Here is a 20938-nt window from a genome sequence, read left to right on the forward strand (position 1 = left end):
AGTCGCCTGGCTACTCCGGCATTAACGTCCCTGTGCATGCTGTCGACAAAAACAATGCAGGTCGTTTTCGATAAAGAGAATTAATAACACTATGGCGCAATTTTACGTTGCAAAACAGCGCGTGACGACGCAACAACGGATCACCGTCACCATTGAGGCGCTCGATCCGTTCGGACAAGGGGTGGCGCGTCACAAGGGCAAAACCCTTTTTGTCGCCGGTGCCCTGCCTGGGGAACAGGCGGAGGTCATGCTGACAGAGGATAAACGTCAATTTGCCCGGGCGAAAGTGACACGACTGATTAGCCGCAGTCCGGCGCGCGTCACGCCGCGCTGCCCACATTATGAACGCTGCGGCGGCTGCCAGCAGCAGCATGCCGATGTGGCGCTGCAACAGCAGAGCAAAGCCCAGGCGCTGAGCCGGATGCTGCGTCAGGCCGCCGCACAAGACGTGGCGGTGGATGAGGTGATCGCCGGTCAGCCCTGGGGCTATCGTCGTCGCGCCCGTCTGGGGCTGCAATGGCAAAATAAGGCGCAGCGGTTGCAGATGGGCTTCCGTCAGGAAGCCAGCAACGATCTGGTTGATATTCAGCAATGCCCCATTTTAGTGCCCGAACTTGAGGCTTTACTGGTTCCATTGCACCAGTGTCTCAGTGACTTACGCGCCGTCAGGCGTCTCGGGCATGTGGAGCTGGTGCTGGCAGACAACGGGCCGCTGATGATTCTGCGCCATCTTGATGCGCTGCATGCGGATGACCGTGAAAAACTGGAACAGTTTTCGCATAAGCATCAGCTGATGCTGTTCCTGGATGCGGGCGAGGAAGAGTTGAGTGCGTTAAATGAGTCGACGCCGTTTTATCAATCTCACCAGCTTAAGCTAACCTTCAGCCCACAGGATTTTATTCAGGTTAACGATGGTGTTAATCAGCAGATGGTCGCGAAGGCAATTGCCTGGCTCGATCTGCAGCCGGAAGACCGGGTGCTGGATCTGTTTTGCGGCATGGGAAACTTCACACTTCCTATAGGAATCTTCGTACATAATGTGGTTGGTGTGGAGGGGATTGCAGCATTAGTGCGGCAGGCAGCGTATAATGCTGATTTGAATAATCTTAAAAATGTCAGTTTCTATCAGCATAATCTGGAAGAAGAAGTGTCGCGCCAGCCGTGGGCGGCACAGGGATTTAACAAGGTATTACTCGATCCGGCACGCGCCGGGGCTGCGGGCGTAATGGCGCATGTGGTTAAACTTGCACCAGATCGCGTGGTCTATGTTTCGTGTAATCCCACCACACTCGCCCGCGACAGCCAGACATTGCTGTCGGCAGGCTACCAATTGGAAAGGGTCGCGATGCTGGATATGTTCCCACATACCCGTCATCTCGAATCCATGGTGCTGTTCAGAAAAACATAAGCGATGTATGTCGTTGTGCAGGAGAGGTTATGGTTGCGGTCAGAAGTGCGCATTTAAATACTGAGGGGGATTTCGCCCTCGACCAGTGGATCGCCAGTCTCGGTATTGCCAACCCGCAATCATGTCAACGTGTGGCCGAGACCTGGCGCTACTGTGAAGCGCAGACGCAGGGCCATCCTGATCAGTCGCTGCTGCTGTGGCGCGGTATTGAGATGGTTGAAATCCTCTCAATGCTCAGCATGGATATCGAAAGCCTGTGTGCGGCGCTGATTTTCCCGCTGGCTAACGATGAAGTGGTGAGTGAAGAGGAGCTGGAAACCGCCGTCGGCAAAGGCATTGTCTCGCTGGTACACGGCGTGCGCGATATGGACGCCATCCGCCAGCTGAAAGCGATCCACAACGACTCCATGGCCTCTGAACAGGTGGATAACGTTCGCCGCATGCTGCTGGCGATGGTAGAAGATTTCCGCTGCGTAGTGCTGAAGCTGGCTGAACGCATCATGAACCTGCGCGAAATGAAAGATGCGCCGGAAGATGAGCGGGTACTGGCCGCCAAAGAGAGCACCAATATCTATGCGCCACTGGCCAACCGTCTCGGTATTGGTCAGCTCAAATGGGAGCTGGAAGATTACTGCTTCCGCTACCTGCATCCTGACGAATATAAGCGCATCGCCAAATTACTGCATGAGCGGCGTATTGACCGTGAGCAGTACATCGAGAACTTCGTCAGCAATCTGCGCAAAGAGATGGTCAAAGAGGGCGTGCGCGCCGAAGTCTATGGCCGTCCGAAACATATCTACAGCATCTGGCGCAAGATGCAGAAAAAATCGCTGGCCTTTGATGAGCTGTTTGACGTGCGGGCGGTGCGCATCGTCGCCGATCGCCTGCAGGATTGCTACGGTGCGCTGGGTACGGTGCACACGCTCTATCGCCATCTGCCCAGCGAGTTTGATGACTACGTCGCTAACCCCAAACCCAACGGCTACCAGTCGATTCATACGGTGGTGTTAGGGCCGCAGGGCAAAACGGTGGAGATCCAGATCCGTACCCGCCAGATGCATGAAGATGCCGAGCTGGGCGTGGCGGCGCACTGGAAATATAAAGAGGGGCCAACTTCCAGCAGCGCGCGTGGCGCGGCCGGTCATGAAGAGCGGATCGCCTGGCTGCGTAAGCTCATCAGCTGGCAGGAAGAGATGGCGGACTCCGGCGAACTGCTGGAAGAGGTCCGCAGCCAGGTGTTCGATGACCGGGTCTACGTCTTTACCCCGAAAGGCGACGTGGTGGATCTGCCCGCTGGATCGACGCCGCTCGACTTTGCCTATCATATTCACAGCGACATCGGTCACCGCTGCATCGGCGCGAAAATCGGTGGCCGCATCGTGCCGTTCACCTACCAGCTGCAGATGGGCGATCAGGTTGAGGTGATCACCCAGAAGCAGCCGAACCCGAGCCGCGACTGGCTCAATCCGAATCTGGGCTACATCACCACCAACCGTGGACGCTCGAAGATCCACAACTGGTTCCGCAAGCAGGATCGCGACAAGAATATTATCGCCGGACGGCAGATTCTGGATAACGAACTGAATCAGCTGGATATCAGCCTGCGTGAAGCCGAAAAACTGCTGCTGCCGCGCTATAACGTCACCTCGCTTGAAGAGCTGCTCGCGGCGATTGGCGGCGGCGATATTCGTCTTAACCAGATGGTTAACTTCCTGCAGGCGAAGCTGAACAAGCCGAGCGCCGAAGAGGAAGATCGCGAAGCGCTGCGCCAGCTGACCCAGAAATCGTACACTCCCTCTTCACGCAAAGAGAGCGGACGCGTCGTCGTGGAAGGCGTGGGCAACCTGATGCACCACATTGCCCGCTGCTGCCAGCCGATTCCGGGGGATGATATTGTCGGCTTCATCACCCAGGGGCGCGGCATCTCTATTCACCGCGCCGACTGCGACCAGCTGGCTGAACTCATTTCGCATGCGCCGGAACGTATCGTCGATGCGGTGTGGGGCGAAAGTTACTCCAGCGGCTATTCGCTGGTGGTGCGCGTGACCGCCAACGATCGCAGCGGCTTACTGCGTGACATCACCACCATTCTCGCCAACGAGAAAGTGAATGTCCTGGGCGTCTCAAGCCGCAGCGACACCAAAAAACAGCTGGCGACCATCGACATGGATATTGAGATCTACAACCATCAGGTACTGGGACGTGTCCTGGCGCGTCTGAACCAGGTCTCTGATATCATTGACGCCCGTCGCCTGCACTGATATTCAGGCAGGCACTGAGGCAACCGGCAGCTGGAGGTTGCGCAGGCGTTTTCTGCACCACCAGACACGGCCGGACGCGGTGAATAGCGTCCTGCCGTGTTGTACGCTTTGCCTCTTCGCCCGTTGCCTGTCATCTCACTAATCAAGGATCCTCCTGAATGAACGCTATTGAGCGCCTGCTTGGCATAATGAAAACCCTGCGCGATCCACAACATGGCTGTCCGTGGGATCGTGAACAGACCTTCGCCACCATCGCGCCCTATACGCTGGAAGAGACCTACGAAGTGCTGGACGCTATCCAGCGCGAAGATTTTGACGATCTGCGCGGTGAGCTGGGCGATCTGCTGTTTCAGGTGGTGTTCTATGCGCAGATGGCCAGCGAACAGGATCGCTTTAATTTTGAGGATGTCTGCCACGCAATCAGCGACAAGCTGGAGCGCCGTCATCCACACATTTTTGGCGATGCCACAGCAGAAACCAGCAGCGAAGTGCTGAAAAACTGGGAAGCGATAAAAACCGCTGAGCGGGCTGACAAAGCCCAGCATTCGGCGCTGGATGATATCCCTAAGGCACTGCCCGCACTGATGCGCGCCCACAAGATTCAGAAGCGTTGTCACAATGTCGGATTCGACTGGACCACGCTGGGGCCGGTGGTGGCTAAGGTGCATGAAGAGATTGATGAAGTGATGCACGAGGCGCAGCAGAGCGTGGTGGATGGTGAGAAGCTGGAAGAGGAGATTGGCGACCTGCTGTTCGCCACGGTTAACCTGTCGCGCCATCTGGGCAGCAAAGCGGAAACTGCGCTGCAAAAGGCCAACGACAAGTTTGAGCGCCGCTTCCGCGAAGTCGAAGCGATCATCGCTGCACAGGGGTTAAGTATGCCGGGTGCCACACTGGAGCAGATGGAGGCCGCCTGGCAGCAAGTGAAACGGGGCGAGAAGCGCTGATTATTCCAGCGCTGTGCATAAAGCCACCGCTTTCGCTTACTCGATTCAGCCTGACGGCAACTTTGTGACGCACGTCAACATTTCATTGGCGGCTATCGGCTATGTTAGCCGCAGCAATGCGTTGGAGGATGGCGGTGATTCATCAATTGTGGCTGATAGCGGTTTCCAGTATACTGTTTTCCCGTCCTGGTTATTCCACCGTCTTTAAACCTAAACTCTCAGGTTCAGCATGACAACGAATTATATTTTTGTGACCGGCGGGGTCGTTTCCTCTCTGGGTAAAGGCATTGCCGCAGCCTCCCTCGCAGCCATTCTCGAAGCCCGTGGTCTGAACGTGACCATCATGAAGCTGGACCCGTATATCAACGTGGATCCAGGCACCATGAGCCCGACGCAGCACGGTGAAGTTTTCGTCACTGATGACGGCGCTGAAACCGATCTGGATTTGGGTCACTACGAGCGCTTCATCCGTACCAAAATGTCGCGTCGTAACAACTTCACCACTGGCCGTATCTACTCAGAAGTCCTGCGCAAAGAGCGCCGTGGCGACTATCTGGGCGCAACCATTCAGGTTATTCCGCACATCACCAACGCCATCAAAGAACGCATTATTGAAGGCGGTGAAGGTCATGATGTGGTACTGGTCGAAATCGGCGGCACGGTCGGGGATATCGAATCACTGCCGTTCCTGGAAGCGATTCGCCAGATGGCCGTTGATGTGGGCCGCGAACACACCATGTATATGCACCTGACGCTGGTGCCGTATATGGCGGCTGCCGGTGAAGTGAAAACCAAACCGACCCAGCACTCGGTGAAAGAGCTGCTGTCGATTGGTATTCAGCCAGACGTGCTGATTTGCCGTTCTGACCGTGCCGTACCGGCCAACGAACGCGCTAAAATCGCCCTGTTCTGTAACGTCCCTGAAAAAGCGGTTATCTCGCTGAAAGACGTTGATTCCATCTACAAGATTCCTGGCATGCTGAAATCGCAGGGCCTGGATGACTATATCTGCAAGCGCTTCAACCTGAATGCACCGGAAGCCAACCTGGCCGAATGGGAGCAGGTGATCTACGAAGAAGCCAATCCGGGTGGTGAAGTCACCATCGGTATGGTGGGCAAGTATGTGGAATTGCCGGATGCCTACAAGTCGGTCATCGAAGCGCTGAAACATGGCGGCCTGAAAAATCGCGTCACCGTGAACATCAAACTGATCGATTCGCAGGATGTTGAATCACGCGGTGTCGAATTACTGAAAGATCTGGATGCGATTCTGATTCCGGGTGGCTTCGGTTACCGTGGCGTGGAAGGCAAGCTGATGACCGCGCAGTATGCACGTGAAAACAACGTGCCGTACCTGGGCATCTGCCTGGGCATGCAGGTTGCGCTGATGGAGTTCGCCCGCAATGTCGCCGGGATGCCGGGCGCCAACTCCACGGAATTTGTGCCAGACTGTAAATATCCGGTGGTGGCATTAATCACCGAATGGCGTGACGAAGATGGCAACGTCGAAGTCCGCAGCGAGCAGAGCGATCTGGGCGGCACCATGCGTCTGGGCAGCCAGCAGTGTCAGTTAACGCCGGGCAGCCAGGTTCGCCAGCTCTACGGCTCTGACACTATCGTTGAGCGCCATCGCCACCGCTATGAAGTGAACAATATGCTGTTAAAGCAGATTGAAGCAGCCGGTCTGCGCGTAGCAGGTCGCTCTGGTGATGATCAACTGGTTGAGATTATTGAGATCCCGAACCATCCGTGGTTTGTGGCCTGCCAGTTCCATCCTGAGTTTACCTCGACCCCACGCGACGGCCATCCGCTGTTTGCCGGCTTTGTTAAAGCCGCACATGAGCATCAGAAGCGTTTAGCGAAGTAAGTTTCACAGGCAGCGCGCGAACTTTTCGCGCGTTGCTTGTCTTAGGATTGACTAACTTGTACTGAGGAAAATCGTAATGTCCAAAATCGTAAAAGTCATCGGTCGCGAAATTATCGACTCACGTGGTAACCCGACTGTTGAAGCTGAAGTGCATCTGGAAGGCGGTTTCGTAGGCCTGGCAGCTGCACCATCAGGTGCCTCTACCGGTTCACGCGAAGCGCTGGAACTGCGTGACGGTGACAAATCACGTTATCTGGGCAAAGGCGTAACCAAAGCCGTTGCTGCAGTAAACGGTCCGATTGCTGAAGCGGTAAAAGGCAAAGACGCGAAAGATCAGGCGAACATCGATAAGATCATGATCGACCTGGACGGTACTGAGAACAAATCTAACTTCGGTGCTAACGCCATTCTGGCTGTTTCACTGGCAGCTGCTAAAGCCGCTGCAGCCTCTAAAGGTCAGCCGCTGTATGAGCACATCGCTGAACTGAACGGCACCCCAGGCAAATACTCTATGCCACTGCCAATGATGAACATCATCAACGGCGGCGAACATGCCGACAACAACGTCGACATCCAGGAATTCATGATCCAGCCGGTTGGCGCTCCGAACCTGAAAGAAGCCATCCGTATGGGTTCTGAAGTGTTCCACAGCCTGGCAAAAGTGCTGAAAAGCAAAGGCATGAGCACTGCAGTGGGTGACGAAGGCGGCTACGCGCCTAACCTGGGTTCCAACGCCGAAGCGCTGGCTGTTATCGCTGAAGCGGTAAAAGCAGCAGGCTACGAGCTGGGCAAAGACATCACCCTGGCGATGGACTGTGCGGCATCTGAGTTCTACAAAGATGGCAAATACGTTCTGGCCGGTGAAGGCGGTAAATCGTTTACCTCTGAAGAGTTCACCCACTTCCTGGAAGATCTGACTAAACAGTATCCGATCGTTTCTATCGAAGATGGCCTGGACGAATCTGACTGGGACGGCTTCGCTTACCAGACCAAAGTACTGGGCGACAAAATCCAGCTGGTGGGTGATGACCTGTTCGTTACCAACACCAAGATCCTGAAAGAAGGTATCGATAAAGGTATCGCTAACTCCATTCTGATCAAATTCAACCAGATCGGTTCTCTGACCGAAACTCTGGCTGCGATCAAAATGGCGAAAGACGCGGGCTACACTGCCGTGATCTCTCACCGTTCAGGCGAAACCGAAGATGCGACCATCGCTGACCTGGCGGTAGGTACTGCAGCGGGCCAGATCAAAACCGGTTCAATGAGCCGTTCTGACCGTGTTGCTAAGTACAACCAGCTGATCCGTATCGAAGAAGCGCTGGGTTCTAAAGCGCCATTCAACGGTCTGAAAGAAGTTAAAGGTCAGTAATGACTGTGCGTTGATGTCGCGCTAAGTGACATCATCGGCCTCTGAAGCCCCGCCTTGTGCGGGGCTTTTTGTTGGTGGCGGTGTGCAGACGCAGATGGCAAGGCCCGATCGCCAAAGCGGCATCTCTGCCGGCCGGGTCCGCGCGATTACGCACCTCATCCCTGAGGTACGCCCGTTACCGGGACAACGTTTTGCGTTGTTCAAAAACGCTTCCGGCGTTTTTGTCCTGAGCGCGGGACGCTTTGCTCTTCGGTCCTGGCCATCCACGTTCTGAGCCTGTCAGCCGTCTGAAGCCCCTCATTTGTGTTTTGTCCGGCGCGGAGAAAAGGCACAACGCGTGGTTGAGCTGCGCGGCAAATCTGCCATAATCAGCGCCCTGTTTTTTTCAAGCGAGTCCGTAATGCAATACCCGATTAACGAAATGTTCCAGACACTGCAGGGCGAAGGTTATTACACCGGCGTGCCTGCCATTTTCATTCGTTTGCAGGGATGCCCGGTGGGCTGTAGCTGGTGCGATACCAAACACACCTGGGAAAAGCGGACAGATCGGGAAACGTCGCTGGGCGATATTTTGATCAAGACGGTGGAAAGCGACGCCTGGGGTGATGCCGACGCGGCGACCCTGGTGAGTGCCATTGCGCAGCAGGGCTGGACGGCGCGTCATGTGGTGATCACCGGTGGTGAACCGGCGATTTACGATCTGCGTCCGTTAACCACTGCGCTGGAGCAGCACGGTTTCCAGTGCCAGATTGAGACCAGCGGAACCCACGAGATTCACTGTTCTGAACGGACCTGGGTGACCGTCTCGCCGAAGGTCAACATGCGCGGCGGCTACGATGTTCTGCCCCAGGCGCTGAGCCGGGCCGATGAAATCAAGCATCCGGTAGCGCGCGAGCGTGATGTGGAAGCGCTGGATCGGCTGCTGGCAGGCATTGATGACACCAAAGCGCGTATCATCGCCCTGCAGCCAATCAGCCGCAAAGATGATGCAACCCGGCTCTGTATTGAGACCTGCATTGCCCGTAACTGGCGTCTGTCGATGCAGACCCATAAATATCTCAATATCGCCTGATCCTGATAAAGCGGCACGCAATGAGCCGTTAACCACAGGGAAGTGTTGAGCGTCAGAGGCAGGACGGAGAGAAAAGCCGCGTCGGATCGAAGGGTTCGATCCGACAGGGTTAGCCGCGGTAAACGCAGCCTGCGGTGCAGGTTTCTTTGATCATCACCGCGCTAAGCAGCGGCAGTTGCGGCTTCATCTGATCCCAGATCCATTTCGCCAGCACTTCGCTGGTGGGATTTTCCAGGCCGGGAATATCATTCAGATAGTAGTGGTCCAGCCGATTGTAGACCGGCTTAAACGCCGCTTTCAGCTCAGCAAAATCCATAACCCAGCCGGTATGCGCATCCACTTCGCCGGTAATCTCCAGACGAACCAGGAACGAATGACCGTGCAGACGGCCACATTTGTGTCCGGCCGGCACATTCGGTAGATGATGCGCGGCTTCGAACTGGAACTCTTTAAACAAGGTGGTAGACATAATGGTTCTCAGACATTAAAAAACCGCTGAATTCTACCTGATTACCGCTTTTTTCGCACCCGAACCGCACAAACCGAACCTTTTCCTGCGCGTTTATACAGTGTCGTCCAGCTAATTAACTGATATATCACCGCTTTGCTTACCACTTTTAACGATTATTCCTACCTGGAAAACCATTTAGTCATTTTGGTTATTTGATATGTCGAAGGTGTATTTAATCGTTAATATACGGACCGGTAACCTACGCACTCTTCCGCCATTTTACGGTCCGGACTTCTGATACTGGAATTTTTAACGCGATGACGACTCAGGCACCTGGTTCAATGCTTCCGCTCTCCCCGGAACAACTCGCTCGCTTACAGGCGGCGACGACAGATTATTCCCCGACTCAACTGGCGTGGCTGTCAGGCTATTTCTGGGGCAGGGTGGAACAGACCCCGGGTAGCGCCGTCGCCAGCACTGCATCTGCTCCGGCTCCGGCCGAAGCGCCCGCCATTACGCTGCTTTCTGCCTCCCAGACCGGCAACGCACGTCGTCTGGCTGAGCAGTTACGTGATGACCTGCTGGCCGCAAAGCTGAACGTAAACCTGGTGAATGCCGGTGATTACAAGTTCAAACAGATTGGCCAGGAAAAAATGCTGGTGGTTGTAACCTCCACCCAGGGCGAAGGCGAACCGCCAGAAGAGGCGGTGGCGCTGCATAAATTCCTGATGTCGAAAAAGGCACCGAAAATGGAGGGTGCCGCCTTCGCAGTGTTTGGCCTGGGCGACACCTCTTATGAATTCTTCAGTCAGGCGGGTAAAGATTTTGACAGCCGACTGGCGGAGCTGGGCGGCGAGCGTCTGCTGGATCGCGTTGATGCGGATGTTGAGTATGCGGAGCAGGCCGCCGCCTGGCGCAATGCACTGACGGAAATTCTCAAGAAACGCGTTCCCACTGAATCCCCGGCGCAGGCTGCGGCGACAGCAGCCGGCAGCGTCAACGAAGTCACCACCAGCCCCTATACTAAAGAGTCGCCGCTCAGCGCGAGTCTGGCGGTGAATCAGAAAATTACCGGACGGGACTCAGACAAAGATGTGCGCCATATCGAAATCGATCTGGGCGATTCCGGTCTGCGCTACCAGCCTGGCGATGCGCTGGGCGTCTGGTATGAAAACGACGCGGCGCTGGTCAGCGAACTGCTGGAGCTGGTCTGGCTGAAAGGCGATGAGCCGGTAGAGGTTCAGGGGAAAACCCTGCCGCTGGCGGAGGCGCTGCAGAAGCATTTCGAGCTGACGGTTAACACCGCGCAGATCGTGGCGCAGTATGCCCAGCTGTCACGCAACGCGGAGTTGCTCTCACTGGTGGATGATAAAGCCAGGCTGCAGCACTATGCGCAGCACTATCCGATTGTGGATATGGTGCGCCTGGCACCGTCCGAACTCAGCGCTGAACAGCTGACCGGACTGCTGCGACCGCTGACGCCGCGACTCTACTCTATCGCCTCTTCGCAGGCTGAAACCGATACCGAAGTGCATATCACCGTCGGTGCCGTTCGCTTTGATATTGAAGGTCGCCAGCGTGGCGGCGGTGCATCGACCTGGCTGGCCGATCGCATCGAAGAAGAGGGCGAAGTCCGGGTCTTCATCGAACACAACGACAACTTCCGCCTGCCGGCTAATCCGGATGCGCCAGTGATCATGATTGGCCCGGGAACCGGCATCGCGCCGTTCCGCGCCTTTATGCAGCAGCGCGACAACGACGGTGCCGGCGGCAAAAACTGGCTATTCTTTGGTAATCCGCACTTCACCGACGATTTCCTCTATCAGGTAGAGTGGCAGAAATATGTGAAGGATGGTCTGCTGACCCATATCGACCTCGCCTGGTCACGCGATCAGGCAGAGAAGATTTACGTACAGGATAAGATCCGCGCGAAAGGGGCCGAAGTGTGGCGCTGGATTGAAGAGGGCGCGCATCTTTATGTCTGTGGTGACGCGAATCGTATGGCAAAAGACGTCGAGCAGGCACTGCTGGATGTGGTGGTCGAACACGGCGGAATGGATCGTGAAACGGCCGACGAATTTTTAAGTGAGCTGCGCATTGAGCGCCGTTATCAGCGAGACGTTTACTAATGAGCGATAAACACCCTGGACCGCTGGTTGTAGAAGGCAAATTAGCAGACGCTGAGCGTCTGAAGAAGCAGAGCAACTATCTGCGCGGCACCATTAAAGAAGATCTGGAAGAGGGTCTGACCGGCGGCTTTACCGGCGACAACTTCCTGCTGATCCGTTTTCACGGCATGTACCAGCAGGACGATCGCGATATTCGTGCCGAACGTGCGGAGCAGAAGCTGGAGCCACGCCACGCCATGATGCTGCGTTGCCGGTTGCCGGGCGGCATCATTACGCCGACCCAGTGGCTGGCCATCGACAAATTTGCCACCGACAAAACCATCTATGGCAGCATCCGTCTGACTAACCGTCAGACCTTCCAGTTTCACGGCATTCTGAAGAAGAACGTCAAGCCGACGCATCAGATGCTGCATGAGGTGGGGCTGGATGCGCTGGCGACCGCCAACGACGTTAACCGTAACGTGCTCTGTACGTCGAACCCGGTTGAGTCGGAACTGCATCAGGAAGCGTATGAGTGGGCGAAGAAACTCTCTGAGCATCTGCTGCCACGCACCCGTGCCTATGCGGAGATCTGGTGGGATAAAGAAAAAGTCGCCACCACCGACGAAGAGCCGATCCTCGGTGAAACGTATCTGCCGCGTAAATTCAAAACCACCGTGGTGATCCCGCCGCATAACGACGTGGATCTGCACGCCAACGATCTGAACTTTGTCGCTGTCGCCGAGCACGGCAAGCTGGTGGGCTTTAACCTGCTGGTGGGTGGCGGGCTGTCGATTGAGCACGGTAACAAAGCGACCTACGCGCGCACCGCCAGCGAGTTTGGCTATTTCCCGGTGGAGAAGATCCTGGACGTTGCCGAGGCGGTGGTCACGACTCAGCGCGACTGGGGCAACCGCACCGACCGTAAAAACGCCAAAACCAAGTACACGCTGGAACGCGTTGGCGTCGAGACCTTTAAAGCCGAAGTTGAAAAACGGGCAGGCGTGACGTTTGAGCCGATCCGTCCTTATGAGTTCACCACCCGTGGCGATCGTATTGGCTGGATTAAAGGCATCGACAACAAATGGCACCTGACGCTGTTTATCGAAAATGGTCGCCTGCTCGACTATCCGGGCCGACCGCTGAAAAGCGGCATCGCCGAAATTGCGAAAATCCATCAGGGCGATTTCCGCCTGACCGCTAACCAGAACCTGATTGTGGCGGGCGTGCCGGAAAGCGAAAAAGCGCAGATCGAAGCAATCGCGCGCGAACATGGTCTGATGGATCACGTTACGGCACAGCGCGAAAACTCGATGGCCTGCGTGGCGTTCCCGACCTGTCCGCTGGCGATGGCAGAAGCCGAGCGCTTCCTGCCTGCCTTCGTGACCAAAGTGGAAGGGATCATGCATGCGCATGGCGTTGGCGATGAGCACATAGTGTTACGCGTTACCGGTTGTCCCAACGGCTGTGGCCGTGCCATGCTGGCTGAGCTGGGTCTGGTGGGTAAAGCGCCAGGTCGCTACAACCTGCATCTGGGTGGAAACCGCAGCGGAACGCGTATTCCCCGCATGTACCGTGAAAACATTAACGAAAGCGAAATTCTCGCCACCATTGATGAGCTGGTGGGACGCTGGGCCACTGAGCGCCAGGCCGCTGAAGGCTTTGGTGACTTCACCATCCGCGCGGGCATTGTTGCGCCGGTGCTGGACCCGGCACGCGATTTTTGGGAGGAAGCAAAATGAGTCACCCCGACCTCGCAGCACTGAATGAGATGTCCAAAGTCCAGCGTGCTATGGCGCTGGCCGCGACCAATGCGCAGCTGGAGAAGTTATCAGCGGAAGAGCGGGTCAGCTGGGCGCTGGAGAATCTGCCGGGTGCCTATGTGCTCTCCTCCAGTTTCGGTATTCAGGCCGCGGTGTCGCTGCATCTGGTGACGCGTCAGCAGCCCGATATTCCGGTGATCCTGACCGACACCGGCTATCTGTTCCCGGAGACCTATCGTTTTATTGATGAGCTGGCGGACCAGCTCAATCTCAACCTTAAGGTGTTCCGCGCCGAAACCTCACCGGCCTGGCAGGAAGCGCGCTACGGCAAACTGTGGGAGCAGGGCGTCGAGGGGATTGAGAAATATAACGAGATCAACAAAGTTGAGCCGATGAATCGCGCCATTGAAACCCTGGGCGCGCAGACCTGGTTTGCCGGATTGCGCCGCGACCAGTCGGGCAGCCGGGCGAATCTGCCGGTGCTGGGCGTCCAGCGTGGCGTCTTTAAGCTGCTGCCGATTATCGACTGGGATAACCGCCAGATTCATCAGTATCTGGAGCAGCATAAGCTGAAGTACCATCCGCTGTGGGATGAAGGCTATCTCTCGGTGGGCGATACCCATACCACCCGCAAGTGGGAGCCGGGTATGGCAGAAGAAGAGACGCGCTTCTTCGGCCTCAAGCGCGAGTGTGGTCTGCACGAAGGCTGACGCAGGACTTCTCTCCCCGCACACAGGGAGAGAAGTTTTTGGCTGCAGTCAGGCGGAAAGCTAAGCGCCTTTTAATCCGGCAAACGCCTCTGCTGCACGGGTCACATTCACTTTCGTCACCTCATACTCTGCCACCGTGACAAACGGATCTTCCGCTAAAATTGCATCCAGCTCTTCTCGTTCCATCTCCCTGACCAGTAACATGCCGCCCGTGCGCGGATCTTTACGTCCCGCTGCAATAAAAAAGCCCGCGTCAAAATAGCGATCCAGCCATTCGATATGGGCTGCCAGCAGCGCTTCAACTTCTTCTACCGGACGAACGTAATTCAGAAAGACCACGTACATGTCAGATCCTTACACTTTGGGATTGGTCAGTTCACTGAGCAGCGGCAGCAGCACGCGAACGCTGTCGCGGGTTCGCAAGGTTATCTGCCCCGGCAGCCAGCGGTCGAGATAGCTCAGATTATCCAGGTCAGTCTGATGGCGGGTAACGCCATCAGGAAAGTGGGGACTACGATGACGCTGCAGCGCACCATCTTTATTACCCAGCGTCCAGTTGCTGGCGGTCACATCCAGCAGCGGAAAGCCCGCCTTGTCGAAGGCATTAAGAGCGTCAAAGTCTTTACGATTCAGCTGATGACTGGCGGCGGGAATGCCCTGCTGACGTGCCAGTAACAGGGCTCGTTCGCTGGTCTGCTTGCGCACCGCCCGGGGCGTATTCATGCCGCTGTTAAAATAGAGATGATCGCCGGTGATCAGGCTATTCAGATCGATGACCAGCAGGGTATTCTTCTTCTCACGCGTGCTCATCCGCTCAACATAATCATCCATGCCGTGCAGATCCGCCTCTCCGGCGCTCAGCGCCACAAAGCGTATGCCGTAGTGCAGCGGTTTGCGGCTCAGCTGCTGCGCCAGCTCCAGCATTACGCCAAGACCCGATGCATTATCATCGACGCCCTGCAGGCGTAAGCCGCCCAGGTTGTGCTGGGCCTGGCTGCTATTTTGCGGCGTCCAGGTATCCAGATGTGCCACGATCAGAATCTCCTGCGGCACGCTGCCTGCACGCGCGGCAATCACCGAGGTTGCCGTGAGCTTATGCCAGCGCTGCGTGCCGTCCTCTTCCTGCCACTTATAGCCGGTCCTGAACTGGCGGGTATTGGTCTTATACCCCAGCGCGGTAAATTGCTGTTGCAGGTAGTCGGCTGCCATCAGCTCAGCCGGGCTGCCGCTCATCCGGCCAGGAAACAAGGTGGCGATGTGCCGGACCTGCTGTTCGGCAAACTGGCCAGGCGGAGTGGCCAGAGCCAGCGGGGAAATGAGTGCGCCAAATAAAATTGTCGCTACCCTCAAACGGAGGGAATAAAACATAGTGCATCCTTTTTCATTATTCGGGAGCCGTTCCGCATGGGGCCAGGGCCAGCCATGCCGCGCGCATTATATCCTTTTTGTCCCGTGACTTTGTTAGTGGAATCGGGCGCTGTCACTACCGAAAGGCGTAACGGACCTTTATCGCTGGCACTTATCTGCTTTTGCTGCCGCAGGTGTGGCTTTCAATATGTGAGCCTGTTCACGAAAAAGCCATTAAATTTCATCTGTTAAGACCAAATTGTTCTGTGCTTTGCGGCGTCGTTATTCCATTCGGTAACTACTCATTCCAATTCGTAATTTCATCTGGATAAACCCAGCGACGTATAGTCGCGTTAATACAAAGTTAAAACATCAGGGTTAACGTGGACTATTTGCCTCTTTTTGCCGATCTTTCTGGCCGCCCGGTTCTGGTTGTCGGCGGGGGAGATATTGCGGCGCGAAAAATTGAACTGCTGCGCCGTGCCCGCGCGCGTGTTCTGATCGCATCTCGTGAACTATGCCCTGAACTGCAGGCACTGCTGGATAAGCAGGAGCTGGAGTGGCTGGCGACCGAATTTGACCCGGCCCAGCTGGATGGCGTTTTCCTGGTGATTGCCGCCACCGACGACAACCATCTCAACACCCAGGTGTTTGAAGCCGCCAATGCGCGGCATAAGCTGGTTAACGTGGTGGATGACCAGCCAAAATGCACCTTTATCTTCCCCTCGATTGTTGACCGCTCACCGCTGGTGGTGGCGATCTCCTCCAGCGGCACCGCACCGGTGCTGGCACGCATGCTGCGCGAAAAAATCGAAACGCTGCTGCCTGCCAGTCTGGGTCAGATGGCTGAAGTGGCCGGACTCTGGCGCGATAAAGTCAAACAGCGCTTCAGCCGCATGTCTGACCGTCGGCGCTTCTGGGAACGCGCTTTCGACGGCCGGTTCGCCAGTGAGATGTCTGCCGGTAACGTCGAAGAGGCGAAACGCACGCTGGACCGTGAGCTGCAGGAAGAGCCGACACGTCAGGGCGAGATCTTTCTGGTGGGCGCCGGGCCGGGCGACAGCGGTCTGCTGACGCTGCGTGGCCTGCAGGTGATGCAGTTAGCCGATGTGGTGCTCTACGACCATCTGGTCAGCGAAGAGGTGCTGGATCTGGTGCGCCGCGATGCCGATCGCATCTGCGTCGGCAAACGGGCCAGCGCGCACACGTTGCCGCAGGAAGAGATCAATCAGATGCTGGTTTCACTGGCGCTGAAAGGCAAGCGCGTCGTGCGCCTCAAGGGCGGCGATCCCTTTATCTTTGGCCGCGGCGGCGAAGAGCTGCAGGCGGCTCAGCAGGCGGGTGTGCCGTTCCAGGTGGTGCCGGGCGTCACCGCGGCTGCCGGTGCGACGGCCTATGCCGGTATTCCGCTGACCCACCGCGACTACGCACAGAGCGTGATGTTTATTACCGGTCACTGCCGTCCCGATGGGGATGACATTGACTGGCCATCGCTGGCGCGTGCGCGTCAGACGCTGGCGATCTACATGGGAACCGTTAAAGCCGCTGCCATCAGCGAGGCGCTGATTCAGCATGGTCGCGCGCCATCAACGCCGGTGGCGGTGATCAGTCGCGGCACCCGCCAGGATCAACAGGTGCTGACCGGCACCTTAGAACAACTTGAGGCGCTGGCCGCCTCGGCACCCACTCCGGCGCTGCTGGTGATCGGAGAGGTGGTTAATCTGCACAGGCAACTCGCCTGGTTTAAACATTCAGCACAGCAGGGGGCTCGCGAGTCCGCCGTTGTCAATCTGGCTTGAGGGAAAATCATGGACCAAAAACGACTCACTCATCTGCGTCAGCTGGAGGCGGAGAGTATCCACATCATTCGCGAAGTGGCGGCGGAGTTTAGCAATCCGGTGATGATGTACTCCATCGGCAAAGACTCCTCGGTCATGCTCCATCTGGCGCGTAAAGCCTTCTACCCAGGCACGTTGCCGTTCCCGTTGCTGCATGTGGATACCGGCTGGAAATTCCGTGAAATGTACGAATTTCGCGACCGCACCGTGAAAGCGATGGGCGCAGAGTTGCTGGTTCACCGCAACCCGGAAGGCGTGGCGATGGGCATCAACCCCTTTGTTCACGGCAGTGCCAAACACACTGACATCATGAAAACCGAAGGGCTGAAGCAGGCGCTGAACAAATATGGTTTTGATGCGGCCTTTGGCGGCGCACGTCGTGATGAAGAGAAGTCACGCGCCAAAGAGCGTATCTACTCATTCCGTGACCGCTTCCATCGCTGGGATCCGAAAAACCAGCGCCCTGAGCTGTGGCACAACTACAACGGTCAGATCAACAAAGGCGAAAGCATCCGCGTCTTCCCGCTGTCGAACTGGACCGAACTGGATATCTGGCAGTACATCTTCCTGGAAAACATCGAGATCGTGCCGCTCTATCTCGCCGCACCGCGTCCGGTGCTGGAGCGTGATGGCATGCTGATGATGATCGATGACGATCGCATCAACCTGCAGCCGGGTGAAGAGATCACCGAACGGATGGTCCGTTTCCGTACGCTCGGCTGCTGGCCTCTGACCGGCGCGGTAGAGTCCGAGGCGCAGACGCTGCCGGAGATCATCGAAGAGATGCTGGTTTCCACCACCAGCGAGCGTCAGGGCCGCATGATCGATCGCGATCAGTCCGGTTCGATGGAACTGAAAAAACGTCAGGGTTATTTCTAAGGAGACGCCAGATGAATACCGTAATTGCACAACAGATTGCCGACCAGGGCGGCGTTGAAGCCTGGCTGACCACGCAACAACACAAGAGCCTGCTGCGTTTTCTGACCTGCGGCAGCGTTGACGACGGAAAAAGTACCCTGATTGGACGTCTGCTACACGACACTCGTCAAATCTATGAAGATCAGCTCTCATCGCTGCACAACGACAGCAAACGTCACGGCACCCAGGGCGAGAAGCTCGATCTGGCGCTGCTGGTAGATGGTCTGCAGGCTGAGCGTGAGCAGGGCATTACCATTGATGTGGCCTACCGCTACTTCTCGACCGAAAAGCGTAAATTTATTATCGCCGACACGCCGGGACATGAGCAGTACACCCGTAACATGGCGACCGGCGCGTCAACTTGCGATCTGGCGATCCTGCTGATCGATGCGCGTAAAGGCGTACTGGATCAGACCCGCCGCCACAGCTTTATCTCGACGCTGCTGGGGATCAAACACCTGGTGGTGGCAATCAATAAAATGGATCTGGTGGAGTACAACCAGGAGCGCTTCGAGCAGATCAAACAGGATTACCTCGACTTTGCTGCGCAGCTGCCGGAAGACCTCGATATCCGCTTTGTGCCGATGTCGGCGCTGGAAGGGGATAACGTCGCTTCTGCCAGTCAGACCATGCCGTGGTATAGCGGCCCGACGCTGCTGGATGTGCTGGAGACCGTGGAGCTGAAGCGCGTCGTCGATCATCAGCCGATGCGCTTCCCGGTGCAGTATGTCAACCGTCCGAACCTCGATTTTCGTGGCTATGCCGGCACCCTGGCGTCGGGCAGCGTGCAGGTAGGCCAGCGCGTTAAAGTGCTGCCTTCTGGCGTGGAGTCGACCATTGCCCGCATTGTGACCTTCGATGGCGATCTGCAGGAAGCGGGTGCAGGCGAAGCGATTACCCTGGTGCTGCAGGATGAGATTGATATCAGCCGTGGCGATCTGCTGGTGGATGCCAGTGAAGAGCTGGCAGCGGTTCAGTCTGCCAGCGTTGACGTGGTCTGGATGGCAGAGCAGCCGCTGCAGGCCGGTCAGAGTTATGACCTGAAAATCGCCGGTAAGAAAACCCGTGGCCGGGTAGAGAAGGTGCTGCATCAGGTCGAGATCAACTCACTGGAGACGCGTCAGGTCGATACGCTGCCGCTGAACGGTATCGGTCGCATTGAGATCACCTTTGACGAACCGATGGTGCTCGACAGCTATCAGCAGAACCCGGTAACCGGCGGCATGATCTTTATCGATCGCCTGAGCAACGTCACCGTGGGTGCCGGCATGATCCATCAGCCAAACCATGATGCCCCGGTTAATACCGGCGAGTTCAGCGCGTTTGAGCTGGAACTGAATGCGCTGGTGCGCCGCCACTTCCCACACTGGAATGCGCGCGACCTGCTGGGCGGTCAGTAATGGCTCAGCACGACGATAACGTGGTGTGGCATGATCATCCGGTGACACGCGCCTCACGCGAACAGCAGCATGGCCATCAGGGCGTGGTGCTGTGGTTCACCGGGCTTTCGGGCTCGGGGAAATCCACCGTTGCCGGTGCGCTGGAGCAGGCGCTGCACCGCATCGGCGTCAGCACCTATCTGCTGGATGGTGACAATGTGCGTCACGGCCTCTGTCGTGACCTCGGTTTCAGCGATGATGACCGTAAAGAGAATATCCGTCGCGTCGGTGAAGTGGCGAAACTGATGGTGGATGCCGGACTCGTGGTGCTCACTGCCTTTATTTCGCCGCATCGCGCCGAGCGTCAGATGGTGCGCGATCTGCTGGAGCCGGGACAGTTTATCGAGGTATTTGTCGATACGCCGTTAGCCGTGTGTGAAGCGCGTGATCCGAAAGGGTTGTATCGCAAAGCGCGCGCCGGTGAACTGCGTAATTTCACCGGCATCGACAGCGTCTATGAGGCGCCCGATAGCCCGGAAATCCAGCTGGATGGCGAACAATTGGTTACAAAACTCGCCGCCCAATTGTTAGACCTGCTGCGTGACCGCGATATCATCAAATCCTGAAGAGACAGCGGCAAATCGTTTCTGATTTGCCGCCCTCGCGCCAACAGGATGCCTATGCAGAACATTACCCCAATGCTCGCTCGAAAAGATGACTCCTCCCCGGATGAGCCGCGCTCATTGCTACCGGGCGGCGTTATCGGCTTTCTCGCTTACTGGTGCGCGCTGGCGATTCCTTTCCTGCTGTTCGGCTCTAACACGCTGTTCTTCTTTCTTTATACCTGGCCATTCTTTCTGGCGCTGCTGCCGGTTGCGGTGGTCACGGGTATCGCGCTGAATACGCTGCTGAGTGGACAGTGGCTGTGGGCCGCGCTCGCCACGGTGATCATGGTGGTCACGCTCTTCTGGTTAATGTTCTCTTTTCTCTCTGGCTGGTAAGCCCTCAGTGCGCCCGCGCTGATGTGCAAACGCATCGGCAGGTTACAAATCTTTTCCCGTCTGAATCGGTACTGATTCATATTTTGCGCAGACGCGCAGCAAAGCGCGCCATTTTCTCCGCTGGTGTGGAGTCCTGTGCAAAGTTATGGGATGATTGGGCCGTTTTTAGGGGGCGGGATGGGAAAACTGACGTTACTGTTATTGGTGCTGCTTGGCTGGCTGCAATATTCGTTGTGGCTGGGGAAAAATGGCATCCATGACTATACGCGCGTCAATGATGATGTCGCGGTGCAACAGGCAAACAATGCCAAACTGAAATCGCGAAACGATCAGCTGTTTGCCGAAATTGACGATCTCAATGGCGGCTCGGAAGCGATCGAGGAGCGTGCACGCAATGAACTGGGCATGATTAAGCCCGGTGAGACTTTCTATCGTCTGGTGCCTGACCAGAACAAACGCAACGCGCAACAAGCAGCGCTTAACCAACAACGATAAA

Annotated in this window: 18 protein-coding genes; 15 read left to right on the forward strand and 3 right to left on the reverse strand. The window is 56.5% G+C overall.

The window, feature by feature from the left end:
- Window positions 1-91 precede the first annotated feature (91 nt).
- From rlmD to queE, 6 genes are all read left to right on the forward strand, one after another.
- Window positions 92-1408: a 23S rRNA (uracil(1939)-C(5))-methyltransferase RlmD gene (gene rlmD, locus ACVKSX_RS22975; RefSeq protein ID WP_022623802.1), complete on the forward strand. Its 1317-nt coding sequence runs from the start codon at window positions 92-94 to the stop codon at window positions 1406-1408.
- A 29-nt stretch (window positions 1409-1437) separates the two neighbouring features.
- Window positions 1438-3669, forward strand: coding sequence for a GTP diphosphokinase (relA, locus tag ACVKSX_RS22980; protein WP_010248576.1), 2232 nt, complete (start codon window positions 1438-1440; stop codon window positions 3667-3669).
- Window positions 3670-3827: 158 nt separating this feature from the next.
- Window positions 3828-4616, forward strand: a complete 789-nt coding sequence (mazG, locus tag ACVKSX_RS22985; RefSeq protein ID WP_010248574.1) for a nucleoside triphosphate pyrophosphohydrolase — start codon at window positions 3828-3830, stop codon at window positions 4614-4616.
- Window positions 4617-4845: 229 nt separating this feature from the next.
- Window positions 4846-6483 (forward strand): glutamine hydrolyzing CTP synthase, encoded by a 1638-nt coding sequence (gene pyrG, locus ACVKSX_RS22990; protein WP_010248572.1) that lies wholly within the window; start codon window positions 4846-4848, stop codon window positions 6481-6483.
- 76 nt (window positions 6484-6559) lie between these two features.
- Window positions 6560-7855, forward strand: a complete 1296-nt coding sequence (gene eno, locus ACVKSX_RS22995) for a phosphopyruvate hydratase (protein WP_010248571.1) — start codon at window positions 6560-6562, stop codon at window positions 7853-7855.
- A gap of 400 nt (window positions 7856-8255) precedes the next feature.
- Window positions 8256-8927 (forward strand): 7-carboxy-7-deazaguanine synthase QueE, encoded by a 672-nt coding sequence (gene queE, locus ACVKSX_RS23000; RefSeq protein ID WP_010248569.1) that lies wholly within the window; start codon window positions 8256-8258, stop codon window positions 8925-8927.
- Between the two features lie 109 nt (window positions 8928-9036).
- Here the strand turns inward: queE and queD are convergent, their stop codons facing one another.
- Window positions 9037-9396: a 6-carboxytetrahydropterin synthase QueD gene (queD, locus tag ACVKSX_RS23005; RefSeq protein ID WP_010248568.1), complete on the reverse strand. Its 360-nt coding sequence runs from the start codon at window positions 9394-9396 to the stop codon at window positions 9037-9039.
- A 299-nt stretch (window positions 9397-9695) separates the two neighbouring features.
- On the opposite strand from queD, the gene cysJ reads away from it, so the two are divergent.
- Genes cysJ through ACVKSX_RS23020 form a run of 3 tightly spaced genes read left to right on the forward strand, consistent with a single transcriptional unit; the run spans window position 9696 to window position 13959 of the window.
- The gene (gene cysJ / locus ACVKSX_RS23010; protein ID WP_022623799.1) at window positions 9696-11507 is read left to right on the forward strand and encodes an NADPH-dependent assimilatory sulfite reductase flavoprotein subunit; all 1812 of its coding nucleotides are present in this window, start codon (window positions 9696-9698) and stop codon (window positions 11505-11507) included.
- Window positions 11507-13228: an assimilatory sulfite reductase (NADPH) hemoprotein subunit gene (cysI, locus tag ACVKSX_RS23015; RefSeq protein WP_022623798.1), complete on the forward strand. Its 1722-nt coding sequence runs from the start codon at window positions 11507-11509 to the stop codon at window positions 13226-13228. The genes cysJ and cysI overlap by 1 nt, the downstream gene beginning before the upstream one ends.
- The gene (locus tag ACVKSX_RS23020) at window positions 13225-13959 is read left to right on the forward strand and encodes a phosphoadenylyl-sulfate reductase (RefSeq protein WP_346555235.1); all 735 of its coding nucleotides are present in this window, start codon (window positions 13225-13227) and stop codon (window positions 13957-13959) included. Before cysI ends, ACVKSX_RS23020 begins: the two co-directional genes overlap by 4 nt.
- Window positions 13960-14019: 60 nt before the next feature.
- Here the strand turns inward: ACVKSX_RS23020 and ACVKSX_RS23025 are convergent, their stop codons facing one another.
- Together ACVKSX_RS23025 and ACVKSX_RS23030 are read right to left on the reverse strand one after the other, a co-directional pair.
- On the reverse strand, window positions 14020-14304 hold the full coding sequence (locus tag ACVKSX_RS23025; RefSeq protein WP_010248560.1) for a YciI family protein: 285 nt from the start codon (window positions 14302-14304) through the stop codon (window positions 14020-14022).
- A 9-nt stretch (window positions 14305-14313) separates the two neighbouring features.
- Window positions 14314-15327, reverse strand: a complete 1014-nt coding sequence (locus ACVKSX_RS23030) for an aminopeptidase (RefSeq protein ID WP_010672132.1) — start codon at window positions 15325-15327, stop codon at window positions 14314-14316.
- A gap of 362 nt (window positions 15328-15689) precedes the next feature.
- Here ACVKSX_RS23030 and cysG point away from each other — a divergent pair, with 362 nt between their 5' ends.
- The 6 genes from cysG to ftsB all read left to right on the forward strand — a co-directional run bounded on the left by cysG (window position 15690) and on the right by ftsB (window position 20937).
- Window positions 15690-17105, forward strand: coding sequence for a siroheme synthase CysG (gene cysG / locus ACVKSX_RS23035; protein ID WP_354439637.1), 1416 nt, complete (start codon window positions 15690-15692; stop codon window positions 17103-17105).
- A 9-nt stretch (window positions 17106-17114) separates the two neighbouring features.
- Window positions 17115-18023 (forward strand): sulfate adenylyltransferase subunit CysD, encoded by a 909-nt coding sequence (gene cysD, locus ACVKSX_RS23040; protein WP_010248554.1) that lies wholly within the window; start codon window positions 17115-17117, stop codon window positions 18021-18023.
- An 11-nt stretch (window positions 18024-18034) separates the two neighbouring features.
- The gene (gene cysN, locus ACVKSX_RS23045; RefSeq protein WP_010248552.1) at window positions 18035-19462 is read left to right on the forward strand and encodes a sulfate adenylyltransferase subunit CysN; all 1428 of its coding nucleotides are present in this window, start codon (window positions 18035-18037) and stop codon (window positions 19460-19462) included.
- Window positions 19462-20067, forward strand: a complete 606-nt coding sequence (gene cysC / locus ACVKSX_RS23050) for an adenylyl-sulfate kinase (protein ID WP_010672130.1) — start codon at window positions 19462-19464, stop codon at window positions 20065-20067. Before cysN ends, cysC begins: the two co-directional genes overlap by 1 nt.
- Before the next feature lie 54 nt (window positions 20068-20121).
- A complete protein-coding gene (locus ACVKSX_RS23055; protein WP_010248547.1) occupies window positions 20122-20442 on the forward strand; it encodes a DUF3561 family protein in 321 nt (106 codons plus the stop codon).
- 177 nt (window positions 20443-20619) lie between these two features.
- Window positions 20620-20937, forward strand: a complete 318-nt coding sequence (gene ftsB / locus ACVKSX_RS23060; RefSeq protein WP_010248545.1) for a cell division protein FtsB — start codon at window positions 20620-20622, stop codon at window positions 20935-20937.
- Window position 20938 lies beyond the last annotated feature (1 nt).

The sequence above is a fragment of the Pantoea sp. PvP021 genome (assembly GCF_054056055.1).

Bases quoted from the DNA above. Each gene is read 5' to 3' on its own strand.
- rlmD (WP_022623802.1), top strand. From the start codon at position 92: ATGGCGCAATTTTACGTTGCAAAACAGCGCGTGACGACGCAACAACGG.
- relA (WP_010248576.1), top strand. From the start codon at position 1,438: ATGGTTGCGGTCAGAAGTGCGCATTTAAATACTGAGGGGGATTTCGCC.
- mazG (WP_010248574.1), top strand. From the start codon at position 3,828: ATGAACGCTATTGAGCGCCTGCTTGGCATAATGAAAACCCTGCGCGAT.
- pyrG (WP_010248572.1), top strand. From the start codon at position 4,846: ATGACAACGAATTATATTTTTGTGACCGGCGGGGTCGTTTCCTCTCTG.
- eno (WP_010248571.1), top strand. From the start codon at position 6,560: ATGTCCAAAATCGTAAAAGTCATCGGTCGCGAAATTATCGACTCACGT.
- queE (WP_010248569.1), top strand. From the start codon at position 8,256: ATGCAATACCCGATTAACGAAATGTTCCAGACACTGCAGGGCGAAGGT.
- queD (WP_010248568.1), bottom strand. From the start codon at position 9,396: ATGTCTACCACCTTGTTTAAAGAGTTCCAGTTCGAAGCCGCGCATCAT.
- cysJ (WP_022623799.1), top strand. From the start codon at position 9,696: ATGACGACTCAGGCACCTGGTTCAATGCTTCCGCTCTCCCCGGAACAA.
- cysI (WP_022623798.1), top strand. From the start codon at position 11,507: ATGAGCGATAAACACCCTGGACCGCTGGTTGTAGAAGGCAAATTAGCA.
- ACVKSX_RS23020 (WP_346555235.1), top strand. From the start codon at position 13,225: ATGAGTCACCCCGACCTCGCAGCACTGAATGAGATGTCCAAAGTCCAG.
- ACVKSX_RS23025 (WP_010248560.1), bottom strand. From the start codon at position 14,304: ATGTACGTGGTCTTTCTGAATTACGTTCGTCCGGTAGAAGAAGTTGAA.
- ACVKSX_RS23030 (WP_010672132.1), bottom strand. From the start codon at position 15,327: ATGTTTTATTCCCTCCGTTTGAGGGTAGCGACAATTTTATTTGGCGCA.
- cysD (WP_010248554.1), top strand. From the start codon at position 17,115: ATGGACCAAAAACGACTCACTCATCTGCGTCAGCTGGAGGCGGAGAGT.
- cysN (WP_010248552.1), top strand. From the start codon at position 18,035: ATGAATACCGTAATTGCACAACAGATTGCCGACCAGGGCGGCGTTGAA.
- cysC (WP_010672130.1), top strand. From the start codon at position 19,462: ATGGCTCAGCACGACGATAACGTGGTGTGGCATGATCATCCGGTGACA.
- ACVKSX_RS23055 (WP_010248547.1), top strand. From the start codon at position 20,122: ATGCAGAACATTACCCCAATGCTCGCTCGAAAAGATGACTCCTCCCCG.
- ftsB (WP_010248545.1), top strand. From the start codon at position 20,620: ATGGGAAAACTGACGTTACTGTTATTGGTGCTGCTTGGCTGGCTGCAA.